The organism is Kutzneria kofuensis (genome assembly GCF_014203355.1).
GTDB classification, from domain to species: domain Bacteria; phylum Actinomycetota; class Actinomycetes; order Mycobacteriales; family Pseudonocardiaceae; genus Kutzneria; species Kutzneria kofuensis.
Window position 1 is genome coordinate 2,610,781 of the sequence record NZ_JACHIR010000001.1, and the last position, 24,404, is coordinate 2,635,184.

Genomic DNA, 24,404 nt, shown 5'->3' on the forward strand with positions numbered 1-24,404 from the left:
CTTTCCCACATTCGGAGTGTAGGAAAGCCCCGTTCACAGCTTCCGGCGTGCGTCAGCAGGTGAGGTTGCCGCCGGGCGAGACGCCCAGCAGCGAGGCGTACTGCTGGTACAGGTTGACCCGGTCCTGCATCTCGGCGGTGTTGTGGCCGTCACACTCCAGGCCGCCGTTGATGGCCCGGATCGTGGCGCCGAAGCCCATCCCGTTGACCATCGCGTCGTGCGAGGCGGTGCTGGTCGCGCCGGTGCCGGTGAACCAGTACCAGAGGCCGGTCTCCCAGGCCACGTCCGCCCGCTGCTCCACCAGGTACGGGTTGTTCAGCAGGTCCAGGCCGAGGTACTGGCCCGCGGAGTAGTAGTTGAAGTTCCAGCTGAGCTGGATCGGGCCGCGGCCGTAGTAGGCGTAGGTGCCGGCCGGGCAGCCGTAGGACTTGCTGGTGTCGCAGTAGTTGCCCGACTTGTCGATCTCGGTGACGTACACCAGGTGGCCGGTCTCGTGACTGACGTTGGCCAGGAAGGCCGCGGCCTCCTGCTTCTTCACCGTGTCGCTGCCGGTGTTGGCGAACGCCGGGAACTTGGCGATCGCGGCGGTCAGGCCGGCGTAGGTGTAGAAGGCGTTGCGGCTCGGGAACATCTGGTTGAACTGGGCTTCGCTCACCACGAACCCGCCGGTGCCACCACCGCCGCCACCACCGCCGCCGCCGCCGCCGGTGCAGGAGAACGGCGACCAGTACCAGGTGCTGATGGTCGGGTCGTAGCCCGGGTTGTCGTGCGTGGCCTGGTAGTACTGGCCGTTAGCCGGGTAGCGCACGATCGCGCCGGTCGTGTAGTTGGTGCCGGCGACCCAGTCGGGGTAGTTGCAGGTGGTTCCGCCGCCACCGCCGCCCGAGCCGCCGGTGCAGGCGCCCTGGTCGGCCCAGACGCCGGAGCCGCCGGTGCTCGGCGCCTCACCCTGGGTCCACCACTTGGCCTGCCAGTTGTGTCCGTTGTACGAGGCGGACATGCCGCCGGTGTAGACCTGTGAAGCGCTGTACGCGGCGGCGCAGGTGGCCGCGTTCGCGGTGGCAGGGGCCACGACCGCGACCGTCGCGGCCACGGCGAAGGCAGCCAGTCCCGCCAGCATTCGTCGTAACGACAAGCCGATCACTCCTCGACGCGCAGGGGTGCGTTGGCCCGAGGAAAACCAGGGCGCGGCGGGAGTGGCGGCTGCACCGACGCCTGTCCTCTGTGGGCCAGACCACTCAATCGGATTGGTCTATACCAGTCAAGAGTGTGAACGTCGAGTTGGGCCATCCGGCCTGGCTGGTTCGTCTTAATGGCCGGTCAGCGGGCGGTTCGGCCGCGCAATAGGGAGGCCAGCGCGGCAACGGCGGCCATGATCGCGGCCGCGCCGAACACGGTGACGAGTCCCTGGTGGAACGGGCCGGACACCAGCTCCGGGAAGAACTTCGTGCCGGTCAGGGCGGTCACGTGGTCCGGCGGCAACGTCTTCAGCACGCCGCTGGGCTCGAGCAGGTGCGCGATCGGGCTGTCGCCGAGGAACGCCGCGAACAGCGTGCTCACCGGCGGCAGCGACGCCACGGACTGCGCGGTCGCCGCCGGCACGCCCTGCGCCTGCAGGCCGGCGCTGAGCGTGGTCGGCAGCGAGGTCGCGAGGCCGACGATCATCAGCGAGAAGAACACCCCAATGGACAACGAGGTGCCGGAGTTCTGGAAGGTGGACCGCATACCGGAGGCGACGCCGCGATCGGCCGCCGGCACCGAGCCCATGATCGCCGACGTGTTCGGGGCGGAGAACATGCCCTGCCCGACACCGCTGACGAACAGCAGCAGCGCGAACAACGGGTAGGAGAAGTTCACCGGCAGCGCCAGCAGGCCGAGGAACGCCAGCACCACAAGGACAAGGCCGCCGGTGGCGAACAACCGCGCGCCGAACCGGTCGGACAGGAAGCCGGCGATCGGGCCCGCCACAAGGAAACCGAACGTGAGCGGCAGCATGTAGATGCCGGCCCACAGCGGCGTGTTCTCGAAGTCGTAGCCGTGCAAGGGAAGCCAGATGCCCTGCAGCCAGATGATCAGCATGAACTGCATGCCGCCGCGGGCCACGGCGGTGAGCAGTGCGGCGATGTTGCCGGCGGCGAAGGCGCGGATCCGGAACAGGCCGAGGCGGAACATCGGCTGCCGGATCCGGGTCTCGGCCACGCAGAAGGCCACCAGCAGCGCGATGCCCAGCGCCAGTCCACTCAGGACGAGCGGACTGGTCCAGCCGGTCGGATGCCCGCCGTACGGCTGGATTCCGTACGTGATCGCGGCCAGCAGCGCGCCGGTGCCGGCGGTGAACGTGAGCGTGCCGACCCAGTCGATGCGGGCCGGCCGCGGCGAGCCGATCTCGCGCAGGCTGCGGTAGGACCAGAGGGTGCCGAGCACGCCGATCGGCACGCTCACCCAGAACACCGCGTGCCAGTCGATCACGGCGAGGAAGCCGCCGGCCAGCAGGCCGATGAACTGCCCGGCCAGCGCGGTGATCTGGTTGATGCCCAAGGCGGTTCCGCGCTGGTTGGCGGGAAACGCGTCGGTGATGATCGCCGCCGAGTTGCCGGTCAGCATCGCGCCGCCGAACGCCTGCACGACACGCCAGCCGATCAGCCACAGCGCGCCGGCGCCGCCCATGAACGGATCGAGCGACAGCGCGATGGAGGCGGCGGCGAAGATGGCGAAGCCGGCGTTGTACATCCGGACCCGGCCGAACATGTCGCCGAGCCGGCCCAGCGCCACCACGAGCACGGCGGACACCAGCAGGTAGCCGAGGATCATCCACAGCAGGTAGCTGATGTTGCCCGGCGCCAACGGATCCAGCCCGATGCCGCGGAAGATGGCCGGCAGCGAGATGATCACGATCGAGCCGTCGACGGTGGCGATGAACACACCGAGAGTGGTGTTGGACAACGCGATCCACTTGTAGCGCCCGCCGACCGCGGGCGCCTGCTCGACCGCCGTCACAACCGCTCCGCCAGCCGGTCGAGCAGCGGCAGCACGGCGAGCAGCCTGCGCCGCTCCACCGCGGAGAACTCCTCGGCGAGCGCCCGGGTCAGCCGCTCGGCGCTGGCGGATCGCCGCTCCGACAACATCTTCCGGCCCGCCGGCGTGACGGACATCAGCACCTTGCGGCCGTCGACGGCGTCCGCGTCGCGGCGGACGAGACCGCGACCCTCCAGTTCGGACAGTGTGACGCCCATGGCCTGCGGGCGGATCCGCTCCAGCTCGGCCAGCACACCGGGGGTGTTCGGGCCGTCCCGGTCCAACCGGGCCAGCACGGACACCTCGGACAGGGTCACGTCGCCCACCTCGTGGGCCTGCCGCAGCCGGCGCGCGATCCGGCCGACGGCGACCCGCAGGTCTGCGCCGGCCCGGACCAGCTCCGGGGACAGCTCCTCCACCTCAGCCACGACTAGTAACGTTAGGTTTATTAGCCTGCGATAACAAGCTGCACTTCACGTGACCGACCGACCACTCTGCGCAATCAAGAATTCTCGGGATTTACGCGACCGAAAAGCTGTCCGGAATCACAGCCCTAATTCCTGAATCTGCCCGAATTCGACCCCGGAACGAATCGTCGCACCCGAACGGGCGGAACCGGTTGCACAGAGTGCAACCCTCACCCTCGGTAGCATTACTACTCCGTTCGTGTGCATCACTGAAACGCTCTTGAGTCCGTGCGGGGGCCGGGCTAGCTTCCGAACTGGCCACGGGCCGGAAAAAATGCGGGGACCGAAGATGAAAGCATTCCTGCCCGATTGGGCAGCACGGCACTGAACAATCGCGACCGTCGCTTACTTTCGATGAGCGAGCGCGCATCCTGACAACGTTGTCGCGGCTATTCACCGATGCCGCGCGGATTGGGGGACGCATGCGATCGGGGACCGCATGAGCGGGCCGCCAGCCGGCTTCCGCTGGTACTGGTTCAGCCAGACCGCCAGCTTCGTGGGGGACCGTCTCACCGGGTTCACCGCGCCCAGCATCGCCATCCTGGTGCTGCACGCCTCCAGCGCCGAGGTGGGTGTGCTGTCCGCGACCGGCTGGCTCGCCTACCCCGCCTTCGGCATGCTCGCCGGCGGCCTGCTCGCCCACGTGCGCAAGCGTCCCGTGCTGGTGGTCGGCGAACTCACCCGGCTGCTGGCCTTCGTCACCGTCGGCGTGCTCGCGGTGCTCGGCCACATCAGCGTCGCCGGCCTGATCGTCGCCGTCGCGATCGCCGGCGTGGCCACCGTGTTCGGCGACGTCGCCGGCCAGACCTATCTGCCGACGCTGGTCGAGCCCCGCTCGCTGTTCCCCGCGAACGCCCGCGTCCAGAGCTCCGACAGCCTGTCCAAGCTGGTCGGGCCGGCGCTGGCCGGCGTGATCATCGGCGTCGTCGGCCCGTTCGCCGCGCTCGCCGCGAACGGGCTGCCCTTCGCGCTGTCCGCCTTCGGCCAGTCCCGGGTGCGGACGCTGGAACCGAAGCCGTTGCCGCAGCGTCGTGACCCCGTGCTGGTGCGGATCCGAGACGGCCTCACCCAGGTCCGACACATCCCGATGCTGCGGCAGATCGTGCAGGGCTCGGTCATCCGCGCCTTCGGCATCGGCGTCGTGGACACGGTGTTGCTGCTGTTCGCGTACCGGGCGCTGGGACTGTCCAGTGTGGGCGGTGGCCTGCTGCTGGCCGCCGGGTCGCTGGGCGGGCTGACCGGCGCTTTCCTGGCCGCGCGGCTGGCGGCGCGGTTCGGCGTGCGGCGGATGATGCTGCTGTCCGGACTCGAAGGCGCCTCCTGGCTGGCACTGCCGCTGTGCCTGTTCGTCGCGCCGGTCGCCGTGCTGGTGGCGGTCCGCGTGTTCTCATCCGTGTGGCTGCCCGTATGGGCCGTTCTCACCACGGGGGTGCGGCAGTCGCTGGCGCCGCCCGGGCACGAGAGCACTGTGCACGCCACCGCCCGCACGTTGGTCTCGTCCGCCACCCCGGCCGGCTCACTCATCGGTGGGCTCGCGGCCGGCGCCGCCACCGGCTGGCTCGGCGTCACGCACGGGCTGGTGCTCGTGCTCACCGCCGGCGGCCTGATCGCCGGCTGCAGCGTGCTGTTCGTCCGCCGAGCAAGCCGAAGTCTCGTCCAGCCCGAACTGGTCGCCGCCTGATTGGGGAAACCGTGCATCCGCTGACCACACGACGGATCAACGCCAAAGAGTTCGCCGACATCAAGCACACCGTCGCGATCCGCTCCCGCGCCCGGCGCAACCTGCTGGCCGACCCCGGGTACGCGGCGCCGCTGCCGCAGGAGGTCAGCCTGCAGCTGACCTATCGCTGCAACCTGCGCTGCAGCCACTGCTACCAGTGGAACGAGCAGGGCTTCTTCCGCGACTTCAGCCCGCAGCGGCAGAAGACCGAGCTGGACATCGAGATCGTGGAGAGCGTGCTGCGCACCACCGCGCCCACCCGCTCCAAGCTGTTCCTGTGGGGCGGCGAGCCGTTGATGCACACCAGGTTCGGCGAGGTCGCGGCGCTGCTGGAGCGCTACCCCCGCACGGTCAACATGTGCACCAACGGGTTGCTGTTCAAGCGCAAGCTCGACGACCTGCTGCGCATCGGCGAGAACCTGAACCTGCTGGTCAGCCTGGACGGGCTCGGCGAGGACCATGAGGCGCTGCGTGGCAAGGGCACGTTCAAGCGCACCATGGACAACATCCGGATGATGCTGGACCTCAAGCGCTCCGGCGATTTCGACGGCGAGCTGTCACTGTCGTGCATGGTCTCGCACGTCACCGTGGGCAAGATGTACGAGTTCATGGAGTGGGCCGAGGAACTCGGCGTCAACACGGTCTACTTCCAGTTCCCCTGGTACATCAGCCCCGAGGTGGCGGCGCAGATGGACGAGGTGTACGAGAAGTCGTTCTCCTGGCTCAAGCCCGACACCGGCACCAAGCAGCCGACCTGGCATTCGTACACCTATCAGCTGCCGGCCGAGCAGCTGCCGGTGCTGCGCGAGTCGATGGCCCGGCTGGCGTCGCGGGCGTGGCGGGTTCGGGTGCGCTACCAGCCGCAGCTGGAGGCCGACGAGGTCGAGGACTTCATCCTCGGCACGTCCCGGCCGGCGCAGCGGCGGTCGAAGTGCCTGGCCGTGTCCAACCGGATGGAGGTGCACGCCGACGGCAACGTCAGCTCGTGCAAGTTCTTCCCGGAGTTCGTGGTCGGCAACCTCTACGACACCGAGATGACCGAGCTGTGGCAGAGCACGGCGTTCCGCGAGGTGCGGTCGATCCTGTCGGCCAACGGCATGATGCCGGTCTGTTCGAAGTGCATTCTTCTCTACCTGAACGGAGTGTGAGTCATGGACGACGTCGAGGACAAGGTGCGGGCGGTGCTGGTCGGCGTGCTGTCCAACGGGGTCAGCGCCGACGAGATCGGCCGTGACGCCGACCTGGTCGACGAGTACGGCCTGGACTCACTGCAGATGATCTCGTTCCTGCTGGGCATCGAGGACACCTTCGACCTGGAGCTGGACTACGAGAACCTGGAGCTGGACCATCTCCGGTCGGTGGCGCAGTTCGCGTCCTACGTCAGGGCATTGGCGCCGGCGGCGTGACAGCGGTTCATCTGGGGACCTTCGACGCGGAGCGCTGGTGGCGGCCGCCGGACCTGGCCACGCTGCCGGCCGCCGGTGGCGGCGACGCGGCCGGGTCGATGGACGAGCTGCTGGCGGGTTTCTGCTCGCCCGGGGATCTTCTGGTGACGCGGCGGCCGGTGGCGCCGGTGCTCGTCGACGGGTTGGCCGCGGTCGGGATCACGTTCTCGGGGCACTCGATTGAGGCTTCCGAGACCGTAGAAAGCGCTCTCCTCGCCGACTCGGCTTCCCAGGACCTGCTGCGCCGTCACCCGGAGTTCCACCCGTATGCGGTCCTGCCCGACACTGTCCGTCTCGATTGGACAGACGAGCTGCCGGCGGCTTCCGCTGTCGCGGAGGTGAACTCCAAGTCCTGGTCCAACAGTCTTGCCTTGGAGCTGGGGCTGCCGGGCACCGGAACCGTGGTCCGGTCCGTCGACGAGCTCACCGCGGCCGTGGACGGGACCGTCGTGGTGAAGGACCCGTACGGGGTGTCCGGGCGGGCGATGCTGGAGGTCGCCACCCCCGGTGTCCTCCGCGCTGTCGTTCGCACGCTGTCACGGCGGAACCGCCCGATCGAACTGCTGGTGCAGCCCAAGTTCGAGAAACGGCTGGACTTTTCCGGCCACTTGGCGGTGTTCCGTGACGGCAGCTGGGAGTTCCTCGGTGTGCAGGCGATGAACAACCGGGGTTTCCGGCACATCGGCTCCGCGCCGGCCTCCGGCGAGCTGCTGGACCTGGTGGAGCGCACCGGCTACGTCGATGTGCTGGGCTCGGTCGCGAAGGCGGTGTCGGCGGCCGGCTACTGGGGGCCGGTCGGCGTCGACTCGATGGTGCTGGCCGACGGGACCGTGGTGCCGATCCTGGAGATCAATGCCCGCCGGTCGCTGGGGTTGCTCTCGCTGCGGCTGGAGCGGCGCATGCCCGGATTCCGGTTGTGGCAGCTGGAACTCCGCATCCCGGAGGGGCGGGGCATCGACGACGTGGTCGCCGCGCTGCCGGGCGTCGGTTCCGAGGTGGTCGTGCTCAGCGGCAGCGGGTTGGCCCCGCCGGGCGGACGGGTGTACTTGGGGTTGGTGTGCCCGTCCGCCGAGGTGCCGCGGCTGCAGGACGAAGTGGTGGTCGCGCTGGCTGCCGCCGGGCTGGCGCCGAAGGGAGTCGTGGATGCCGCTTGACATCGGGTTGATCGGCGCGACCGCGATCGCGGAGAAGGCGGTGCTGCGGCCGGGCTCGGCGTACGACGACGTCTCCGCGCGGGCGGTGGCGGCGAGCGATCCGGTGCGGGCCAAGGAGTTCGCCGACCGCAACGGCATCGCCCGCGTGCACGGCTCGTACGCGGACCTGGTCGCGGACCCGGACATCAACACCGTCTACGTGTCGCTGCACAACTCCGCGCACCGGGACTGGGTCGTCGCCGCGGCGGAGGCGGGCAAGCACGTGGTCGTGGAGAAGCCGCTGTGCCTGTCGGCGGCCGAGGTTACGGAGATCGTCAAGGCGGCGGTCGGGGTGCATGTGATCGAGGCCGTGCCGACGATCGGTCATCCCTGGCAGGCCGCCGTCCGGGAGATGATCACCGACGGGCGATTCGGGCCGCTGACGGGAATCCGCACCGAGATCCGATTCGGCGTGCCCGCGCCGGGCAGCTACCGGGAACGGCCGGAGCTCGGCGGCGGCATCTTCCTGGACAGCGCCAGCTACTGGCTGCAGGCCGTGCAGGCGACGGTTGGTCTGGATGGCGCGGTCGGCGCCGGCCACTCGGCGTTCGACGGGCCCAATGGCGTCGACCGGTCCTTCGATGCCACGCTGACCTGGCCGGATGCCACCGCCGAGCTGCACTGCGAGGTTGGCGACCGGCACGTCGCCAACCACGAGTTCACCTTCGCCGAGGCGTCGGTCAGGATCCGCAACTTCCTGCTGCCGGCCGCCGGGGCGATGCCGCTCAACCTCGTCATCCGGCGGGCCAACGGCCTGAAAACCGTGGAAGCGTTCCCACCGGTGTGCTACTACGACCTCCAACTGGCCCGCGTGCGTGACATCGTGGCCTCCGGCGGCAGCGAACTCGCCGCCGCCGTCGACCGCATCACGCTGATGGCCGCCATCCATCGGCAGGCCAGGGAGGCATCGTGACCAGCATCAACAGCTATCAGCGGCACGTGGACGACGAGCAGCTCACCGGCGTGCTAGCGGCCGCCGGGATCGAGCCGAACCGGCTCGCCAGCCGGGTGGAGCTGGGCGAGGCCAGCTACAACACGGCCTACCGGATCCGGCTGACCGACGGCTCCGGGCTGGTGTTGAAGGTCGCGCCCGACCCGTCGATGCCGGGCCTGTCGTACGAGCGCGACCTGATGCGGACCGAGACCCTGTTCTACCGCACCGCTTCCGGGGCTTTGCCGGTGCCGGAGGTGGTGCACGCCGACTTCTCCCGCGCACTGATCGACAGCGACTTCCTGCTGATGACGGAGTTGCCCGGCGGCAACTGGTACGCCCTGCGCGACTCGCTCGCCCACCCCGACCGGGACCGGCTGCGCCGGGATCTGGGCGGGTTGGTCGCCGGCCTGCACCGGATCACCGGGCCCGAATTCGGTTATCCGCACGGGACGACGTCGCCGAGCTGGCGGACGGCGTTCCTCGGCATGCTGGACGCGCTGCTGGAGGACGCCCTGCGCTGGCAGACCCCACTGCCCCGCTCGGTGACGCAGATCCGCCAGCTGATCGGCGCAAACGCGTACGTGCTGGACGACGTGACAACGCCGGTGCTGGTGCACTTCGACCTGTGGCCGGGCAACATCCTGCTCCACAATGGCCAGATCACCGGCATCGTCGACGGCGAGCGGGCGTTCTGGGGCGATCCACTGGCCGAGATGGTGTCGCTGGCGTTGTTCGGCACCATCGAGGACGACACCGCGTTCCTGGAGGGCTACGGCGACATCGAGTTCGACGACAGCGCGCGGCGGCGGCTCGCCCTGTACCGGGCGTACCTGTACCTGATCATGCTCGTCGAGGGCGATCCGCGCGGGTACTCGGGGCCGGACCGGGAGTCCCTGGTGAAGCTGACGTCTCTCCAGCTACGCAAGGCGCTGACGGAGTTACAGCCATGATCGAGATCCTCACCTCGGGTGTCGCCCTCGGCGTGCACGTGCCGGGCCTGCTGCTGGCGGACCGGTTGCGGGAGAAGGGAGTCCCGGTCGGCGTCAGCGTGCTGGAACGGCTGCTGCCGGAGCGCAAGCTGGCCACCACCGCCGGCATGAAGTGGGCTTTCCACCGGGACTTCCGGGTCGCGCTCGCCGGGCAGAAGATGGCCGGCTCCCCGGCGGACTCGGTGGACCCGGCGGCGGTCGAGGCGCTGTTCGCCGACTGGCGGACCCGGGGCGTGGACCGGGTCGTGGTGTTCTCCGGCTTCTGGCTGCCCGTTCTCGCCGGTTATGACTGCGCGATCGACGTGTGCCACGTGGATTCCGTGGCATCACCGTCATTCACCAAGACAGTCACCGATCTTGACGTTCGGCACGTGTGGCTGGCGGACGCCGACGCCGGCACCATCCCGTGCAGCATCCCGGTCAGCCACGCGGATCCGGTGCCGTGGGCGGACCGCTCGCCGAGGGTGTTCCTGCACGGCGGCGGCTGGGGCATGGGCACCTATCGGGAACGCATCGGCGAGTTGCTGGAACACGGCCTGCAGCTGGACGTCATCGCGTACGAGGGTCGGGACGTGACGGCCGAGGGCGTGCGGTACTTCATGGTCGATCCGGACTGGCATCCCTGGCTGGACAACGGATATCCGCCGTTCGGCGAGGTCGGCACGGGCTTCACGCGCGGCGTCGGCCATCACGGGTCGTTCGACCTGACCAGAACTGCCCTGGCGACAGTGAGCAAGCCGGGCGGCGGCACGCTGCTCGACTCGCTGTGGTCGGCGACGCCGGCCGTGCTGCTGGAACCGTTCGGCGCGCACGAGCAACGCAACGCCGACCTGTGGTGCGACCTCGGCTTCGGCATCCCGTTCGACACCTGGCGTGAGTCCGGCTTCGACCCGGAGTTGTTGCGCCCCTTGCACGAGGCGCTGCTCAAGGCCGATGTTCCCGACTACGCCGAGGAGTTGGCGAATCGATGACGACCGTGGAGACGACCTGGCCGCTGTCCATCTGGCAGCGGCAGTGCATGGGCCTCGAACGCGCGCACCCCGGTTCGTTCACCGACCCGCTCTACACCATCAGCGCGATCGTCGAGCTGCGCGGACCGATGGATCTCGCGGTATTGCAACGCGCCGTCAACGAGCTGATCCGGCGGCACGAGATCCTGCGCACCCGGTTCGTCGAGGACGCCCAGGTCGTGGCCCCACGGGCCGAGGCCGAGATCGTGGTCCTCGACGAGGTCGACGTGCACTTCCCGGTGTACGCCGACAGTCCGACGCCGCTGGCGGTGACAGTGTCCCGCCGCGACCCCGACGAGCACCTGCTTTCCTTTCACCTGCAACACCTTGCCTGCGATCCGGTCACGCTGTGGTCGGCGCTGGCCGAACTGGGCGCGTTGTACCACGCCGAGCTCGGCGGTCCGGCTGTTCCGCCGCCCAGCGCGCAGTTCGGCGAGTACGTCACGTTCGAACGGGAACAGCAGCGGGCCGACGAGGTCGCCGCCCGCGCGTGGTGGGAAAGTGCCTTGGGTGGCAAGGCTTTCGCCCGAGTGGCTGCGGACGACGACGCACCGCCGTTCGAGTACCGTGACGATCTGCTGTCCGCCGAGGAGTTCACCACACTGGCGAAGTTCGGCCGTGCGCACCGTGGCACCGTCTTGACCACGCTGGCCACCGCCCTCGCCTGCGCCATGGGCCCGCACGTCAGCGGCGGCGATCTGTTGTTCTCCACCATCTTCCGCAAGCGTGACCGTCCACAGTGGCAGCGGATGCTGGGGCCATGCTTCGCCGTCACCCTCTTCCCGGTGCCCGCGCCGCCGGGCCGGCTCACCTCCGACTACTCTCGCGCCGTGCGCGATGTCCTGCTGCGGTGCCAGCGGTACAACCGGTTCGACCTGCTGGAACTGCACGCCCTCATCCCGGACTTCGTCCCCGCGCTCAACCACTTCATCGAGTTCCTGCCCGCCGACCGGCCGACCGGCATCGCGTTCGGGCCGGTGACCGGCCACGTGGTGACCGCCGCGGGTCCGCCGACGGACACCCCGTTCGGCCTCGACCTCCGCACCCGGGACACGCCGACCGGCGTTGTCGTCGGGCACATCAGCGGTTGCGGCGGCGGCTGGCGTGAATCGACCGTCCGGCAGCTGTGGCGGGATGTCGCCGCCCAGCTCAGGGATGCGTGAACGGCGTGGTCGTGGCCAGTTGCACGAAGCCGAGCCGTTGCAGGATCGGGCTGCTGTCGTCGGAGGCATCCACCTGGAGGTAACGGAATCCCTTCGCCCTGGCCAGCTTCGCCCGGTGGGCCACCAACGCCTTGAACAGGCCGCGGCCGCGCCACGCCGGCAGCGTACCGCCGCCCCACAGGCTGGCGAAGTCCGTGCCGTGATGGAACTCCACACGTGCGCCGGACACCGGCGCCCCGTCGGCCACCACCACGAAGCCGATCTGATTCACCCTGTCCGCCAACAGTTTCCGCCCGACCGCCGAGTGGTCGCCGTCGAACACCTCGTTGTGCACCTTGACGAACATCTCGGCCGTCTCCTCGTCCGCCACCGGCACGATCTCCGCTCCCGGTGGCAGTGCGGCGTCCGTCGGCAGCTCATCGATCACCGCCACCAGCAGCGCCTCCGTCGGCTCCGCCGTGAATCCCGCCGCCCGCAACCGATCCGCCAGATCCGCCGGCTTGTCGTACGAGTAGTGCTTCCACTCCCAGGCCCGCCCCAACTCCGCGAACCTCTTCACGTGCGCCGCGATCGCCTCGTCCGCCGTGCTCTCGTCCAGGTCGCTCGCGACCACTCCCGCCCAGCCGTCCTCGATCAGCACCTCACCGTCGGCCCTGCGGATCTGCCGTTCGAACTCGGCCAGCACGTAGTCTCGGTCCACCGCCGTAGTATGCCGACATGGCCGATCTCAAGCCGCCGCGATTTGCCCTGGGCGAACGCGAGACGCTGCTCGCGCTTCTGCAGTACCAGCGGGACAGCCTCGTGCGCAAGGTCGCCCAGCTGCCTGCCGACGCCGAGCGCCTCCGCCTCGTGCCCTCCGAGACCACCCTGCTCTGGCTCGTCGAACACCTGGCCTGGGCCGAGCTGCTCTGGGTCTCCCACCGCTTCGCCGGCCGCCCGCTCCCCGCCTCCACCCCCTACGACTCCCTCCCCGCCGCCCTCGCCGCGTACCAGCAGGCGTGGACCACCGTCGACGAGATCATCGTCGCCTCCGACCTCGACGACCTCTGCCTGCTCACCGACGAGCCCGTCAACCTCCGCTGGGTGCTGGCCCACCTGCTCCAGGAGACCGCCAGGCATGCCGGCCACGCCGACATCCTCCGCGAGTTGATCGACGGCCGGACCGGTCGTTAGTCCCTGGGCCGTTCGTCGATGACGCGCTTGAGCTTGCCCACCGACCGCTCCAACGTCTCCGGGTCGACGACCTCGACCGCGACGGTCACGCCGACGCCGTCCTTGACTCGCCCGACGATTTCCGCGGCGGCCGTGGTCCGGTCCTCGGCCGCCGCGTCGGGACGGGCCTCGACGACAACGGTGAGGTGGTCCATGCGATCGCGGCGGCTGAGCCGGAGCTGGAAGTGCGGCGACAGGCCGGCGGTGCCGAGCACGATCTCCTCGATCTGCGTGGGGAAAACGTTCACCCCACGCAGGATGATCATGTCGTCGCTGCGGCCGGTGACCTTGTCCATCCGCCGGAACGCGGGGCGCGCGGTGCCGGGGCGCAGGGCGGTGAGGTCGCGGGTGCGGTAGCGGATGATCGGCAGGGCCTGCTTGGTCAACGAGGTGAACAGCAGCTCGCCGGTTTCGCCGTCGGGCAGGACGTTGCCGAAGACGGGGTCGATCACCTCGGGCAGGAAGTGGTCCTCCCAGATGTGCAGGCCGTCCTTGGTCTCCACACATTCCTGCGCGACGCCGGGGCCCATCACCTCGGACAACCCGTAGATGTCGACGGCGTGCAGCCCGGCCCGTTCCTCGATCTCGGCGCGCATCTTCTCGGTCCACGGCTCGGCGCCGAAGATGCCGACCCGCAGCGAACTGGTCGCGGGATCGATGCCCTGCCGCTCGAACTCGTCCAGCAGGGTCAGCATGTACGTCGGCGTGACCATGATGATCTCGGGCCGGAAGTCGGTGATGATCTGCACCTGGCGCGCGGTCATCCCGCCGGAGGCGGGAATCACCGTGCAGCCCAGCTTCTCGGCGCCGTAGTGCGCGCCGAGGCCACCGGTGAACAGGCCGTAGCCGTACGCGACGTGCACCTTGTGCCCGGGGCGGCCGCCGGCGGCGAAGATGGAGCGGGCCATCACCGTGGCCCAGGTGTCGATGTCCTCGGCCGTGTAGCCGACGACGGTCGGCTTGCCGGTGGTGCCGCTGGAGGCGTGGATGCGCCGGACCTGCTCCTGCGGCACGGCGAACATGCCGAACGGGTAGTTGTCGCGCAGGTCGTGCTTGGTGGTGACGGGAAAACCGGCCAGGTCCGCCAGTTCGCGGCAGTCCTCCGGCCGGACGCCGGCCTCGTCGAACTTCTTGCGGTAGAAGGGGACGTTCTCGTAGGCGTGCTTGAGCGTCCACTGTAGACGGCCGATCTGGAGCTGCTTCAACTCGTCGGTGGACAGCCGCTCGACGGCCGTCAGCTCGCTCGCGACCGGCGCCGCGTCCCATCCTGCCGTCATCACCGACTCCACTGTTACCGACCGAACGGACGGTTAAGAATGTGCCGCCGTCGTGGCCTTGTCAAGGATCCGGGCACGGCGTCGCGCGCTGTCCTAGACTGGTTGTGAGGGGGTGGCTACAGGGCGAGAGGACAAAGGTGCCGCGAGCAACGATTCGCGATGTCGCACGCGCGGCGGGCGTCTCGGTCTCCACGGTGTCGAGGGTGTTCACCCGACCGGAGCTGTTCCGCGACGAGACGCGGCTGAAAGTGCACGCCGCGGCCGAACAGTTGAACTACTCCCCCAACCGCACGGCGGCCTCGCTCAGCACGGGGCGTACCGCGAACATCGGGCTGGTGGTGCCGAACCTGGCCAACCCGCTGTTCCCGGAGATGATCAAGGCGGCCCAGCACGGCGCCCGCGACCACGGCCTGGCCGCGCTGCTCGCGGACAGCGACGACAGCGCCGCCGACGAGGAGAAACTGGTGCACGCCCTGGCCAAGGACGTGGACGGCCTCGTGCTGTTCTCCTCGCTGCTGTCCGACGAGCAGATCGCGTCGGTGGACTCGCTGCGGCCGCTGGTGTTCGTCAACCGGCACGTGCCCGGGCACCGCAGCGTGCTGGTGGACGCGCCGCACGCGATGTCGCTGCTCACGCAGTACCTGGCCAACCTCGGGCACACCGCCGCGACCTACTACCCGGGCCCGGACAACTCCTGGGTGGCGCACGACCGGTTGGCCGCGCTGCACAAGGCCGCCTCGGGGGCGGGCATCGACCTGTCGATCGCGCCGATGGGGCCGGCGTCGTTCGAGAGCGGCAGCGCCGTCGCGGACGAACTCGTCCGCAAGCCCTTACCCACGGCCGTGCTGTGCTTCAACGACCAGATGGCGATGGGCGTTGTCGCCCGGCTGCTGCAACTGGGCGTGCGGATTCCGGAGCAGACCAGCGTGACCGGCTGGGGTGGCACCAAGGTGGGCGCCTACTCCACGCCGGCTTTGACCACCATCGCCGCGCCGCTGGCCGACCTCGGGACCACCGCCGTCGCCGAGCTTCTGCTGGCCCAGAACGACGAACCCGGAGCCGACCCCGCTCCCGTCACCCTGGAGGCGACCCTGCTGGCGCGGGCCACCACCGGCCGCGCCCGCGACTGAGTCCTATTCGGACAGTTTGGTGGGCTTGGGCGCGTCCGGGTACACCAGGCGCGCCACGATCGGCGGCACCACCAGCAGCAGGAGCCCGTAGTAGTTGACGCTGGGCACGATCAGCTCCAGCAGGAAGGCGGCGGCCAGCGCGACGGTGGTGCCGATCGTGTTGAACAGCCAGCGGTCCGTGATGACCGAGCCCTCCTTGCGCAGCTCCCGGTCGGACCGCACGAGCACCGTCAGCACGGACACGCAGGCGCTGTTCACCACGATCGTGCCGATGTAGAGCAGGCAGGTGAACTGGTCGGTGCTGAAGCCGCCGACCATCTGCGTGGCGAACGGCATCAGGACGACCGTCAGCAGCCACACCATGTTGGTCAGGAAGAGCACGGTGCTGTAGGCGCGGACCTGCTCGAACAGCCGGTGGTGGCTGATCCACTGCCGGGCGATCACCGCGAAGCTGAGCAGGAAGCTCCAGATCTGGGCCTGGTTGCGGGTGATCGCCTCGATCGGCTCGCCGTGCGCGGCGACCACCTCGGGCACGATCTCGGTGAGCGGCAGCACCAGCAGCGTCAGCGCGATGGCGACCACCGCGTCGGTGAAGAACACCAGGCGTTCGGGCGACTTCTCGGTCATCGGTTCCCTCGGCGAGTGACAGGATCGGAACAAGCATTCCGCACGGTCGCCCGGACGGACCAGCCAGGTAGCCTAGCCGCACCCCCGGTGCCTCCCCTTTGGAGCACCTGAGTGGCTCACTTGCCCGCAGCCTTCAGAGCACGTGAGTGGCTCACTTACCCTCCGCCCTCACGCGCACGTGAGTGGCTCACTTGCCCTCGGGAGCCAACTGAGCCACTCACGTACCCCGGCCGGGCGGCGCCGGCGTTCAGGAGTGGTCGTCGGTGAAACGGCCGGCCGCGACGGTGGCCAGTTCGGTCCGGTTTCCTATGCCCAGCTTGGTGAAGATGTGCGACAAGTGCGTCTTGACCGTCCCCCGGCTCATGAACAGCTTGGCGCCGATCTCCGGATTGTTCAGGCCGGCCACGGCGAGCTTGGCGACGCTGAGTTCGGTGGGAGTCAGGGCGTTCCAGCCCGAAGAGGGGCGGTTGCGCGCGCCGCGGGTCCGGCGGACGTACTCGACGGCCTCGTCGAGTGACATGAGGGCGTCCTTGGTGGCGTGAGCCGGAACCGGGGCGCGCCTGGGGTAGCCCATGTGTTCGCGGGCGGCAGTGGCAGCGGCGAGGACGTGGTCGGCGCCGGTGAGGGCGCCGATGGCGTCGAGGCTGTCGACACAGCCGAGGCGAAGCCCGTGCTCGACGCGGATGGCGAGGGCCTGGTGGTGCAGGTCGAGGTCGCCGCGAAGGCGGCCTTGCTGCTCGTAAGCGTCAGCAAGGACGCGATGCATGCGCAGCTCGCCGGCCATGCTGACGGCACGGTCGAGCAGGGCGGAGGCCTCGTCACAGCGGTCGAGGCCGATGAGCGCGGCCGCGAGCGGAGGCAGCGACTGGACGGCGATGCAGGTGACGCGTTCGGTCGGCAGGGTGGCCTCGCGCAGCCAACGCTCGGCCTCGGCGAACTCGTGGCGGGCGAGGTGCAGGCTGCCCAGCGCGGATGCCATGCCCGGCACGAAAACCGGCACCTCGGCGCTGCGGACGAGGTTGATCACCGGCTCCATCAGCCGCAGGCCGGCCTCGGTGTCGCCGGTGACGCTGTGCACGGTCGCCAGCATGCTGCGCGTGGTGCCGACCCGGTTGTAGTCGCCGAGCGGCTCGGCGATCTTGACGGCTTCCTCGGCGAGGTCGCGGGCCAGCCCGAGATCACCCGTCACCAGGGCACTGGACGCCCGGAAGCACAGCGCGGTCGCGGCCACGCCACGGTCGCCGCGCCGGAGCAGCTCGGCGACCGAGGTCGCGAGCAGCGGCACGGCCCGCTCGTGGTCGTCCCGCAGGTGCAGCACAATGCCTTGCAGCGCAAAGGCGGAGTCGCGCACGAACTCGTCGCCGGAAGCCTCCGCCGAGGCGAGCGCCTCCAGGCTCTGCCGCCACGCGCCGTCCAGATCGGCGAACAGCCGGCCGACCGCCTGCAGCACCAGCGGCAGGCCGCGGTCACGCTCGTCGGCGGCGAACTTCAAGGCCCGCTCCAACGCGTCGGCGCCCAGGTCGACGGGCCCGGCGACGTCCGCGACCAACGCGATGCCGGTGAGCAACCGGGACTGCAGCGGCGAGGTGTCCTCCGGGGCTCGGTCCACGGCCCGCCGCAGGTACTCGATGCCCTCGTGGCCGGGGCCGTGCAGGTGCCACAACCAGGGCAGGCCCGCCGCGAGCCGACGGCCCTTCGCCGGGTCCCCGGCGGTCAGGCCACGGTCCAGGGCGGCCCGCAGGTTGCCGTGCTCAGCCTGCATCCGGATCCGCCAGGAATCCTTGTCCGGCGAGGAATCCCGTTCCACGTAAGCGAGGAAGTAGTCGAGGTGACGATCTTTGACCGCCTCCTCCTCGCCGGCCTCGCGGAGCCGCGACAAGGCGTACTCGCGGATCGTCTCCAGCAGGCGGTAGCGGCCGTCCTCGGCGACGACGAGCGACTTGTCGACAAGTCCAGCCAGCGTCACCAGCACGTCCTGGTCGCAGACGGCGCGGGCGGCGTCGAGGGTGAAGCCGCCGTGGAAGACCGCGAGCCGCCGGAAGACCGTGCGCTCGGTGTCGTCGAGGAGGTCGTGACTCCACTGCACCGAGGCCGCAAGCGTTTGCTGCCGGCTCGCCACGCCCCGCGGACCCCGCGTGAGCAGGGAAAACCGGTCGTCGAGGCCGGCCTCGATCTGCTGTGGGGTGAGCGTGCGCAGCCAGGCCGCCGCCAGCTCCAGGGCCAGCGGCATGCCGTCGAGGCGTTCGCACATCGACGCCACGGCGGCGCGGCTCGCCTCGTCCAGCTCGAATCCCGGCACGACCAGTCGGGCCCGCTCCACGAACAGCGCCAGCGCCTCGTCGGTGGCGATCGGCGGGACTCGCCAGACGGCCTCGCCGGGGATGCCCAGCGGCTCGCGGCTGGTCGCCAGCACCGTCACCTCGGGGCAGGTGCGGAGGAGTTCGGCCGCCAGGTCCGCGACGCCGTCCAGCACCTGCTCGCAGTTGTCCAGGCAGAGCAGCAGACGGCTGGTGCGCAGCTGCGGGGCCAGCCGGCCGGAGCCCACCAGCGCGCCGACCGCGTCCGCCACCGCGTCGGCGACCAGCGCCGGGTCGGTGATCTCAGCCAGGTCCACCCACCAGGCGCCCTGCGGCCAGTACTCGGAGTGGTTGGCCGCCAGCTGAGCCGCCAGCCGGGTCTTGCCGCTGCCACCCGGGCCCGCCAGCGTGACCAGGCGCTCGCCGAGCAGCAACGTGCGCAGCGCCGACAGCTCCGCCTGCCGGCCGACGAAGGTCGTGAACTGCACCGGCAGGTTGTTCGGCACCTGGTCCAGCGACCGCGGCGGCCGGTCGTCGCCGATCGCGTACAGCCGGATCGGCGACATCAGGTCGCGCAGCCGGTGCACGCCCAGGTCGTAGAGGCCGGCCGGGAGCTCGGCGGCGGTGGTCGCGGACAGTAGGGTCTGGCCGCCGTTCGCGATCTCGCACAGGTGCCGGGCCCGGCGGGCGGTGGGCTCGCTGTCGTCGCCGGTGTGCAGGGCGATGCGCAGCCGCCCGGCCTGTGGGTCGTCGGCGAAGGACTGCCGGAGGTCCTCGGCCGCTTTGAGCGCCTCCTCGGGTGACGCGAAGGCGGCCTTGGTCGCGTCCAGCAGCAGCTCCAAGCGTCTTCGTGACGCCTGCGCGGGGTCGTTCGGCCCGACCGCGCCCAGCGGGTCGAGGCCGGCGGCCAAGAACGTCACGGACATGCCTGGTCATCCTGCCAGGCGCGAACACATCGGCCACCCCGGTCGGCCATCTCGGCCACCTGGCAGATCTATCGGCCACCGCCGGACGCGAGGCTTTGACCAGCAACGCACCACCGAGTCAGGGAGCACGAGATGTCCGAGGTCATCGCCAACATGTCCATGTCGCTCGACGGCTTCGTCGCCGACACCGACGACGGCATCGAGCAGGTCTTCGGCTGGTACGGCAGCGGTGACGTGGCCGTGCCGACGGCCGTCGAGTGGGCCACCTTCCGCACCTCCGAGGCCAGCGCCGCCGTGCTGCGGCACGGGCAGGCCACCATCGGCGCGCTGATCGGCGGCCGCCGGCTGTTCGACCTGGCCAACGGCTGGAACGGCACGCACCCGATGGGGGTGCCGGTGTTCATCGTGACCCACACCGAGCCGACCGACTGGGCCCACCCCGAGGCCCCGTTCACCTTCGTCACCGACGGCATCGAGAGCGCCGTCGCGCAGGCCAAGGCCGCCGCCGGCGACAAGAACGTCGCCGTCGCCAGCCCCACCATCGTGCGGCAGTGCCTGGACGCCGGGCTGCTCGACGCCGTGCAGGTCGACCTGGTGCCCGTGCTGCTGGGCAAGGGCATCCCGTTCTTCGGCGAGCTGGCCAAGGCCCCGGTGCGGCTGGACGGCCCGACCGTCGTGGAGGGCGAGGGCGTCACCCACCTCACCTACCGGGTCCACCGCTGACCTGAGTGGCTCATTTGGCTCCGGGGGCCAAATGAGCCACTCACGTGGGGCAGGAGCCGGGGCAGGGGCGCAAGGGGTATCGCGTCACCTCTTCCGGCACCGCCAGGTCCTCGGCGGCGTAGATCGCTTGAACGGCAGCGGGGTCGTCGGTTCCGCACGCGTCCGCGATCCGGTCCATGAGCTCGTCGAAGTCATCGCCGGTGCGCCCCTGATACGAGTCCTCCATGCGTCCCCATTCGTCCCAGGGGAGGGTCTCGATCTTGAGCATCGACGCCAGGTCGCGCATCAGGTTGCCGCGGATCTCCCCGACACCCCAGGCGTGGTCGACGCCGGGGACGCCGAACAGCTTGCCGTCCACCTCGCCGGTCCGGTACCACTGCCAGGCCTCGCCGCCGGTCAGGAACGCGCCGGGCGGCAGGTCGTCCGACTGCGGCACGTACGGCCGCCACAGGTGCTCGACGTCCACCCGGACCCACCGGCCGTCCCGGCGGTACTCGATGATCCAGTGGTCGAGGTTCTTGCCCGGCACGAAATACGTGCCGAAGCCGCACCGGGCCCGCGCCGCGATCCCCCGCTGCCGGAGCAGCGCCGTGGCCAGCGTCGACCAGTGCCGGCACGTGCCGACCACTCGCTTGTCCGGCGGCCTCGGCACGTGCAGCGGCGCCGGGTCGATCGCCGTCAGGGCATCGATCAGGCCGCTCGCCGGGCGGATGTTCCGCTCGCCGAGGCGTTCCTCCGGCACCCCCGCCGGCGCGTCCGTCGCCTGGATGAAGAGTTGCCGCACCGCCGCGCAGATGCCGACCGGTTCGTCGGGCAGGCCCTTGGTCAGCGGGACCTGTTCCGGGGACACGGTCGTGAACACACCTGGCTCGGCGTAGTCGATGTCCATGCCGACGATGCTAGGGACGGGGTCTGACACTTCTCGGAAACACCGGGCTGGGCGGGACCTCGCCGTCGCACTGCTCGGCGATGCGCCGCGCCGCCGCCGGCAAGAACGGTGTCAGATGGTGCGCGATGTCCTGACACGCAGCCACCAGCTCGGCCAGGACGGCCTCCAGCTGCGTGGAATTTCGGTTGAGCTGCCACGGCTTTGCGGCCTGGACGTATCGGTTGGCCTCATCGCCGATGCGCAGCACCGCCTCGACCGCGCGCCGGAAGTCGAAGGCTCGCAGCGCGTTGTCGATGGTCTCCGCAGCCACCCGCCGCGCCTCGCGCAAATCCTTCGCCGGCGGATTGTCTTCCACCGCAACAGGAATCACGCCGTCGCAGTACCTCCGCACCATGGACACCGTGCGGTTGGCCAGGTTTCCGATATTGTTGGCGAGGTCCTCGTTGAGCCGGGCCACCAGCCGGCCGTCCGAGTAGTCCGTGTCGCCGGTGCGGGCCACGTCGGAAAGCAGCCACCAGCGCAGCGCGTCGGCACCGAATTGCGTTGCTATATCTACGGGATCGGCGGCGTTGCCCAGCGACTTCCCGATCTTGCGCCCGTTCGCGGTAAGGTACTCGTGCACCAGGATCCGGGACGGCAGATCGAAACCGGCGGAGAGGAGCATGGATGGCCAATAGACCGCGTGGAAGCGGATGATGCCCTTGCCGATCACGTGGATGCGCTCGTCGCTGTCGTGCCACCGGTCACCGGCGCCGGTGAGGTAGTTGACGAGGGCGTCGAACCAGACGTAGATCACCTGTCCCGGATCACCGGGCACCGGGATCCCCCAGCCACGGGCACGGGAAATGCTTCTGCTGACGCTGAAGTCCTCCAACCCGGCGGCGACGAAGGCGAGCACCTCTCGCTTGCGGGTCGCGGGCTCGATCCGGATCACGTCGTCCGTGATCAGCGCGGTCAGCTGCTCCTGGTATCGGCTGAGCCGGAAGAACCAGTTGTCCTCGGCCACGAGTTCGGGCTTCTCCTCGTGCTCCGGGCAGTCGCCGTCGACGAACGCCTCGCAGCCGACGCAGTACAGGCCCGTGTAGGACTTCCGGTACAGGTCGCCGTTCCGCTCGCACGCCCTCCACAGCCGCTCGACCGTCGGCCGGTGCCGCGGATCGGCGCTGGTGCGGACGAAGTCGTCGAACGACAGGTCCAGCGCGTCGGCCAGCGCCACGAAGCGGTCGGCCATGCGCGCGACGTACTCCGCGACCGGGATGCCCGCCGCCTCCGCGCTGCGCACGTTCTTCAGCGCGTTGTCGTCGGTGCCCGTCTGCGATCGCACGTCGTCGCCGCGCTGCCTCCGGTGCCGCGCAAGCACATCCGCCTGCACCAGTTCCAGCGCGTGCCCGATGTGCGGCGACCCGTTCACGTACGGGATCGACGTCGTCACCAAGGTCCGCCCCATGCATCGAGGCTAGGCGCCGGGGGCAATCGGTTTACGCGCTGCGGGCGCGGTGGCGCTCGATCGCGGCGCGGGCGCGGGCGGTTTTGACGGCGGCGGAGAGGGTGTCGAGGTCGAACGAGCCGTAGTGGCGCTGGCCGTTGATGAAGAACGTGGGGGTGCCGGAGACGCCGCTGAGGTCGGCGGACTGGACGTCCTGGGCGATGCGGGCCTCGAACTGGTGGCGCTTGAGGTCCTCGTGGAAACGCTCGCGGTCGAGGTCGAGTTCGTCGGCGTACGAGAGGAGATCGACGATGCGGAGGTTCTCCTGGCGCTGCATGAGGAGGTCGTGCATGGGCCAGAACGCGCCCTGAGCGGCGGCGGCTTCGGCTGCCTCGGCGGCGAGTTGGGCGCGAGGGTGGACGTCGGTGAGAGGAAGATGCCGCCACACGTAACGGAGATCGGTGTCGGCGAGGAGATCCCGCACGACGGGCTCGGCGAGACCGCAGTAGGGGCACTCGAAATCGCCGTACTCCACGACGGTGACGGAGGCGTCGGCGGGCCCGCGGATGTGGTCGCGCGAAGGATCGACCTCGTCGACGAGGTCGATGAGCTGCTCGGAGGTGCCGAGCAGGGCCAGGGCCTTCTTCTTCGGCGACAGGAAGCGGGTGGTGCGGTACACGGCCCACGTCACACCGGACGACAGCAGCACGGCGGTCAGCACACCGACCTTGGCCTGGTCGAGTTCCGGCCCACGCAAGGCAAGCGTGGCGATCAGCAGCGACACGGTGAAGCCGATGCCGGCGATGGTGCCGCTGCCGACGACGGCGAGCCAGCCGACGGGAGGCCGGATGCGGCTGAACCGCGTGATCAGCCACGAGGTGCCGACGACGGCGACGGGCTTGCCGACGACGTAGCCGAGGATGATGCCGAGCGTCACGGGCGAGGTGTAGGCCCGCACCAGGAAGTTGCCGTCGATGGCGACACCGGCGTTGGCCAGCCCGAACAGCGGCACGATGACGTAGCTGGTCCACGGGTGGAACATGTTCTGCAGCCGGGAATTCGGCGACAGGCTCCGGTTCAGCCCGGCGGTGGCCTCCCGGGCCAGCTCGGCGGTGGGCTGCTCGCGGAACAGCCGGAACAGGCCGGTGGCGCGTTCCAGATCGTCGCGGGCCGGCGTGTACGCGGAGGTCGCGAGGCCGACGCCGAGCCCGACCACCACGGGGTCGACGCCACTTTCCAGCAGGGCCAGCCAGGAGATGACGCCGAGCACCCCGTGCACGACGCCGCTGCGCACGCCGACGACCCGCAGCACCACCAGCACCACGAACACCAGCACGGCGATCACCAGCGGCAGCACGCTGATCTGCTCGCTGTACGCGATGGCGATCACCAGCAGCGACACGAGGTCGTCCACGACGAACACCGTGAGCAGGAAGACCCGCACCCGGTCGGGCACGCCGCGGCCGAGCAGGGTGAGCAGGCCCAGGGCGAGAGCGGTGTCGGTGGACATCGCCACGCCCCAGCCGTGCGCGCCCGGGCCGCCGAGGTTGACCACGGTGTAGATCAGCGCCGGCAGCGCCAGCCCGACCAGGCCGGCGCTGAACGGCAGCAGGAACCGCCGCCGGTCCCGGAAGTCGCCCAGGTCGAACTCGCGGCGCGCCTCCAGGCCGACGACCAGGAAGAACAGCGTCATCAGGCCGCTGTTCACCCAGGTCCGCAGGTCCTCGGCGACCTCGGTGCCGCCCAGCCGCACCGACAGCGAGATCCGCCAGAACCCCTCGTACGAGCCGTTGTCCACGTTGGACCACAGCAGCGCGAGGACGATCGCCGCCACGAGCACCCCGGCGCTGGCCGACTCCGTCCGCAGGAACGCGCGGATCGGGGCGGCGATGCCGCGCTGCCACAGCGTCCGCTGCCGGGTGGGCTCGCTCACGGCAGTGGAGTTTACCCAGCCGGCGGGC

The 24,404-nt window shown here is 69.9% G+C and carries 21 protein-coding genes; 11 read left to right on the plus strand and 10 right to left on the minus strand.

The window, feature by feature from the left end:
* Nucleotides 1-52: 52 nt before the first annotated feature.
* From BJ998_RS12080 to BJ998_RS12090, 3 genes are all read right to left on the minus strand, one after another.
* Nucleotides 53-1,135, minus strand: a complete 1,083-nt coding sequence (locus BJ998_RS12080; RefSeq protein ID WP_246488570.1) for a glycoside hydrolase family 19 protein — start codon at nucleotides 1,133-1,135, stop codon at nucleotides 53-55.
* A 185-nt stretch (nucleotides 1,136-1,320) separates the two neighbouring features.
* Complete coding sequence (locus tag BJ998_RS12085) at nucleotides 1,321-2,997, minus strand: MFS transporter (protein ID WP_184861215.1); 1,677 nt, start codon at nucleotides 2,995-2,997, stop codon at nucleotides 1,321-1,323.
* A complete protein-coding gene (locus BJ998_RS12090; RefSeq protein WP_312890065.1) occupies nucleotides 2,994-3,443 on the minus strand; it encodes a MarR family winged helix-turn-helix transcriptional regulator in 450 nt (149 codons plus the stop codon). The genes BJ998_RS12085 and BJ998_RS12090 overlap by 4 nt, the downstream gene beginning before the upstream one ends.
* 478 nt (nucleotides 3,444-3,921) lie before the next feature.
* Here BJ998_RS12090 and BJ998_RS12095 point away from each other — a divergent pair, with 478 nt between their 5' ends.
* From BJ998_RS12095 to BJ998_RS12130, 8 genes are read left to right on the plus strand one after another with little or no spacing between them, the layout of a single operon-like run.
* Nucleotides 3,922-5,163 carry an MFS transporter gene (locus BJ998_RS12095; protein ID WP_184861217.1) on the plus strand — a complete coding sequence of 414 codons (1,242 nt, stop codon included), beginning with the start codon at nucleotides 3,922-3,924 and terminating at the stop codon, nucleotides 5,161-5,163.
* Between the two features lie 11 nt (nucleotides 5,164-5,174).
* Nucleotides 5,175-6,350 (plus strand): radical SAM protein, encoded by a 1,176-nt coding sequence (locus BJ998_RS12100; protein WP_184861219.1) that lies wholly within the window; start codon nucleotides 5,175-5,177, stop codon nucleotides 6,348-6,350.
* 3 nt (nucleotides 6,351-6,353) lie between these two features.
* Complete coding sequence (locus BJ998_RS12105) at nucleotides 6,354-6,608, plus strand: acyl carrier protein (RefSeq protein ID WP_184861221.1); 255 nt, start codon at nucleotides 6,354-6,356, stop codon at nucleotides 6,606-6,608.
* Nucleotides 6,605-7,801 (plus strand): hypothetical protein, encoded by a 1,197-nt coding sequence (locus tag BJ998_RS12110; protein WP_184861223.1) that lies wholly within the window; start codon nucleotides 6,605-6,607, stop codon nucleotides 7,799-7,801. Before BJ998_RS12105 ends, BJ998_RS12110 begins: the two co-directional genes overlap by 4 nt.
* On the plus strand, nucleotides 7,791-8,753 hold the full coding sequence (locus BJ998_RS12115; protein ID WP_184861225.1) for a Gfo/Idh/MocA family protein: 963 nt from the start codon (nucleotides 7,791-7,793) through the stop codon (nucleotides 8,751-8,753). Before BJ998_RS12110 ends, BJ998_RS12115 begins: the two co-directional genes overlap by 11 nt.
* Nucleotides 8,750-9,724, plus strand: a complete 975-nt coding sequence (locus tag BJ998_RS12120; RefSeq protein ID WP_312890066.1) for a phosphotransferase family protein — start codon at nucleotides 8,750-8,752, stop codon at nucleotides 9,722-9,724. The genes BJ998_RS12115 and BJ998_RS12120 overlap by 4 nt, the downstream gene beginning before the upstream one ends.
* Nucleotides 9,721-10,734, plus strand: a complete 1,014-nt coding sequence (locus BJ998_RS12125; protein WP_184861227.1) for a glycosyltransferase family protein — start codon at nucleotides 9,721-9,723, stop codon at nucleotides 10,732-10,734. Before BJ998_RS12120 ends, BJ998_RS12125 begins: the two co-directional genes overlap by 4 nt.
* Nucleotides 10,731-11,936 carry a condensation domain-containing protein gene (locus BJ998_RS12130; RefSeq protein WP_184861229.1) on the plus strand — a complete coding sequence of 402 codons (1,206 nt, stop codon included), beginning with the start codon at nucleotides 10,731-10,733 and terminating at the stop codon, nucleotides 11,934-11,936. Before BJ998_RS12125 ends, BJ998_RS12130 begins: the two co-directional genes overlap by 4 nt.
* Here the strand turns inward: BJ998_RS12130 and BJ998_RS12135 are convergent.
* Entirely contained in the window at nucleotides 11,923-12,636 is a 714-nt protein-coding gene (locus tag BJ998_RS12135) for a GNAT family N-acetyltransferase (RefSeq protein ID WP_184861231.1), read from the minus strand. The genes BJ998_RS12130 and BJ998_RS12135 overlap by 14 nt on opposite strands.
* A 17-nt stretch (nucleotides 12,637-12,653) precedes the next feature.
* Between BJ998_RS12135 and BJ998_RS12140 the strand changes: the two genes are divergently transcribed.
* The gene (locus BJ998_RS12140) at nucleotides 12,654-13,109 is read left to right on the plus strand and encodes a mycothiol transferase (RefSeq protein WP_184861233.1); all 456 of its coding nucleotides are present in this window, start codon (nucleotides 12,654-12,656) and stop codon (nucleotides 13,107-13,109) included.
* Here BJ998_RS12140 and paaK read toward each other — a convergent pair.
* Entirely contained in the window at nucleotides 13,106-14,425 is a 1,320-nt protein-coding gene (gene paaK, locus BJ998_RS12145; RefSeq protein WP_184861235.1) for a phenylacetate--CoA ligase PaaK, read from the minus strand. The two genes, BJ998_RS12140 and paaK, sit on opposite strands and share 4 nt — an antisense overlap.
* 137 nt (nucleotides 14,426-14,562) lie before the next feature.
* Between paaK and BJ998_RS12150 the strand changes: the two genes are divergently transcribed.
* The gene (locus BJ998_RS12150) at nucleotides 14,563-15,555 is read left to right on the plus strand and encodes a LacI family DNA-binding transcriptional regulator (RefSeq protein ID WP_184861237.1); all 993 of its coding nucleotides are present in this window, start codon (nucleotides 14,563-14,565) and stop codon (nucleotides 15,553-15,555) included.
* 3 nt (nucleotides 15,556-15,558) lie between these two features.
* On the opposite strand, the gene BJ998_RS12155 is transcribed toward BJ998_RS12150, so the two are convergent.
* Together BJ998_RS12155 and BJ998_RS48585 are read right to left on the minus strand one after the other, a co-directional pair.
* Complete coding sequence (locus BJ998_RS12155; protein WP_184861239.1) at nucleotides 15,559-16,182, minus strand: TMEM175 family protein; 624 nt, start codon at nucleotides 16,180-16,182, stop codon at nucleotides 15,559-15,561.
* Between the two features lie 247 nt (nucleotides 16,183-16,429).
* On the minus strand, nucleotides 16,430-19,405 hold the full coding sequence (locus tag BJ998_RS48585) for a helix-turn-helix transcriptional regulator (RefSeq protein WP_184861241.1): 2,976 nt from the start codon (nucleotides 19,403-19,405) through the stop codon (nucleotides 16,430-16,432).
* Between the two features lie 132 nt (nucleotides 19,406-19,537).
* Between BJ998_RS48585 and BJ998_RS12165 the strand changes: the two genes are divergently transcribed.
* Nucleotides 19,538-20,128, plus strand: coding sequence for a dihydrofolate reductase family protein (locus BJ998_RS12165; RefSeq protein WP_184861243.1), 591 nt, complete (start codon nucleotides 19,538-19,540; stop codon nucleotides 20,126-20,128).
* A 40-nt stretch (nucleotides 20,129-20,168) separates the two neighbouring features.
* On the opposite strand, the gene BJ998_RS12170 is transcribed toward BJ998_RS12165, so the two are convergent.
* The 3 genes from BJ998_RS12170 to nhaA are packed head-to-tail and all read right to left on the minus strand — an operon-like array spanning nucleotide 20,169 to nucleotide 24,376.
* Nucleotides 20,169-21,017, minus strand: a complete 849-nt coding sequence (locus BJ998_RS12170; RefSeq protein WP_184861245.1) for a transglutaminase-like domain-containing protein — start codon at nucleotides 21,015-21,017, stop codon at nucleotides 20,169-20,171.
* A gap of 10 nt (nucleotides 21,018-21,027) precedes the next feature.
* Nucleotides 21,028-22,464: a methionine--tRNA ligase gene (locus BJ998_RS12175; RefSeq protein ID WP_184861247.1), complete on the minus strand. Its 1,437-nt coding sequence runs from the start codon at nucleotides 22,462-22,464 to the stop codon at nucleotides 21,028-21,030.
* Between the two features lie 31 nt (nucleotides 22,465-22,495).
* Nucleotides 22,496-24,376 (minus strand): Na+/H+ antiporter NhaA, encoded by a 1,881-nt coding sequence (gene nhaA / locus BJ998_RS12180; RefSeq protein ID WP_184861249.1) that lies wholly within the window; start codon nucleotides 24,374-24,376, stop codon nucleotides 22,496-22,498.
* Nucleotides 24,377-24,404 lie beyond the last annotated feature (28 nt).

What these genes read in the sequence shown, in the direction of transcription:
- BJ998_RS12095 (WP_184861217.1), top strand. Translation starts at nt 3,922, where the DNA reads ATGAGCGGGCCGCCAGCCGGCTTCCGCTGGTACTGGTTCAGCCAGACC.
- BJ998_RS12105 (WP_184861221.1), top strand. Translation starts at nt 6,354, where the DNA reads ATGGACGACGTCGAGGACAAGGTGCGGGCGGTGCTGGTCGGCGTGCTG.
- BJ998_RS12115 (WP_184861225.1), top strand. Translation starts at nt 7,791, where the DNA reads ATGCCGCTTGACATCGGGTTGATCGGCGCGACCGCGATCGCGGAGAAG.
- BJ998_RS12125 (WP_184861227.1), top strand. Translation starts at nt 9,721, where the DNA reads ATGATCGAGATCCTCACCTCGGGTGTCGCCCTCGGCGTGCACGTGCCG.
- BJ998_RS12130 (WP_184861229.1), top strand. Translation starts at nt 10,731, where the DNA reads ATGACGACCGTGGAGACGACCTGGCCGCTGTCCATCTGGCAGCGGCAG.
- BJ998_RS12140 (WP_184861233.1), top strand. Translation starts at nt 12,654, where the DNA reads ATGGCCGATCTCAAGCCGCCGCGATTTGCCCTGGGCGAACGCGAGACG.
- paaK (WP_184861235.1), bottom strand. Translation starts at nt 14,425, where the DNA reads ATGACGGCAGGATGGGACGCGGCGCCGGTCGCGAGCGAGCTGACGGCC.
- BJ998_RS12155 (WP_184861239.1), bottom strand. Translation starts at nt 16,182, where the DNA reads ATGACCGAGAAGTCGCCCGAACGCCTGGTGTTCTTCACCGACGCGGTG.
- BJ998_RS48585 (WP_184861241.1), bottom strand. Translation starts at nt 19,405, where the DNA reads ATGTCCGTGACGTTCTTGGCCGCCGGCCTCGACCCGCTGGGCGCGGTC.
- BJ998_RS12165 (WP_184861243.1), top strand. Translation starts at nt 19,538, where the DNA reads ATGTCCGAGGTCATCGCCAACATGTCCATGTCGCTCGACGGCTTCGTC.
- BJ998_RS12170 (WP_184861245.1), bottom strand. Translation starts at nt 21,017, where the DNA reads ATGGACATCGACTACGCCGAGCCAGGTGTGTTCACGACCGTGTCCCCG.
- BJ998_RS12175 (WP_184861247.1), bottom strand. Translation starts at nt 22,464, where the DNA reads ATGGGGCGGACCTTGGTGACGACGTCGATCCCGTACGTGAACGGGTCG.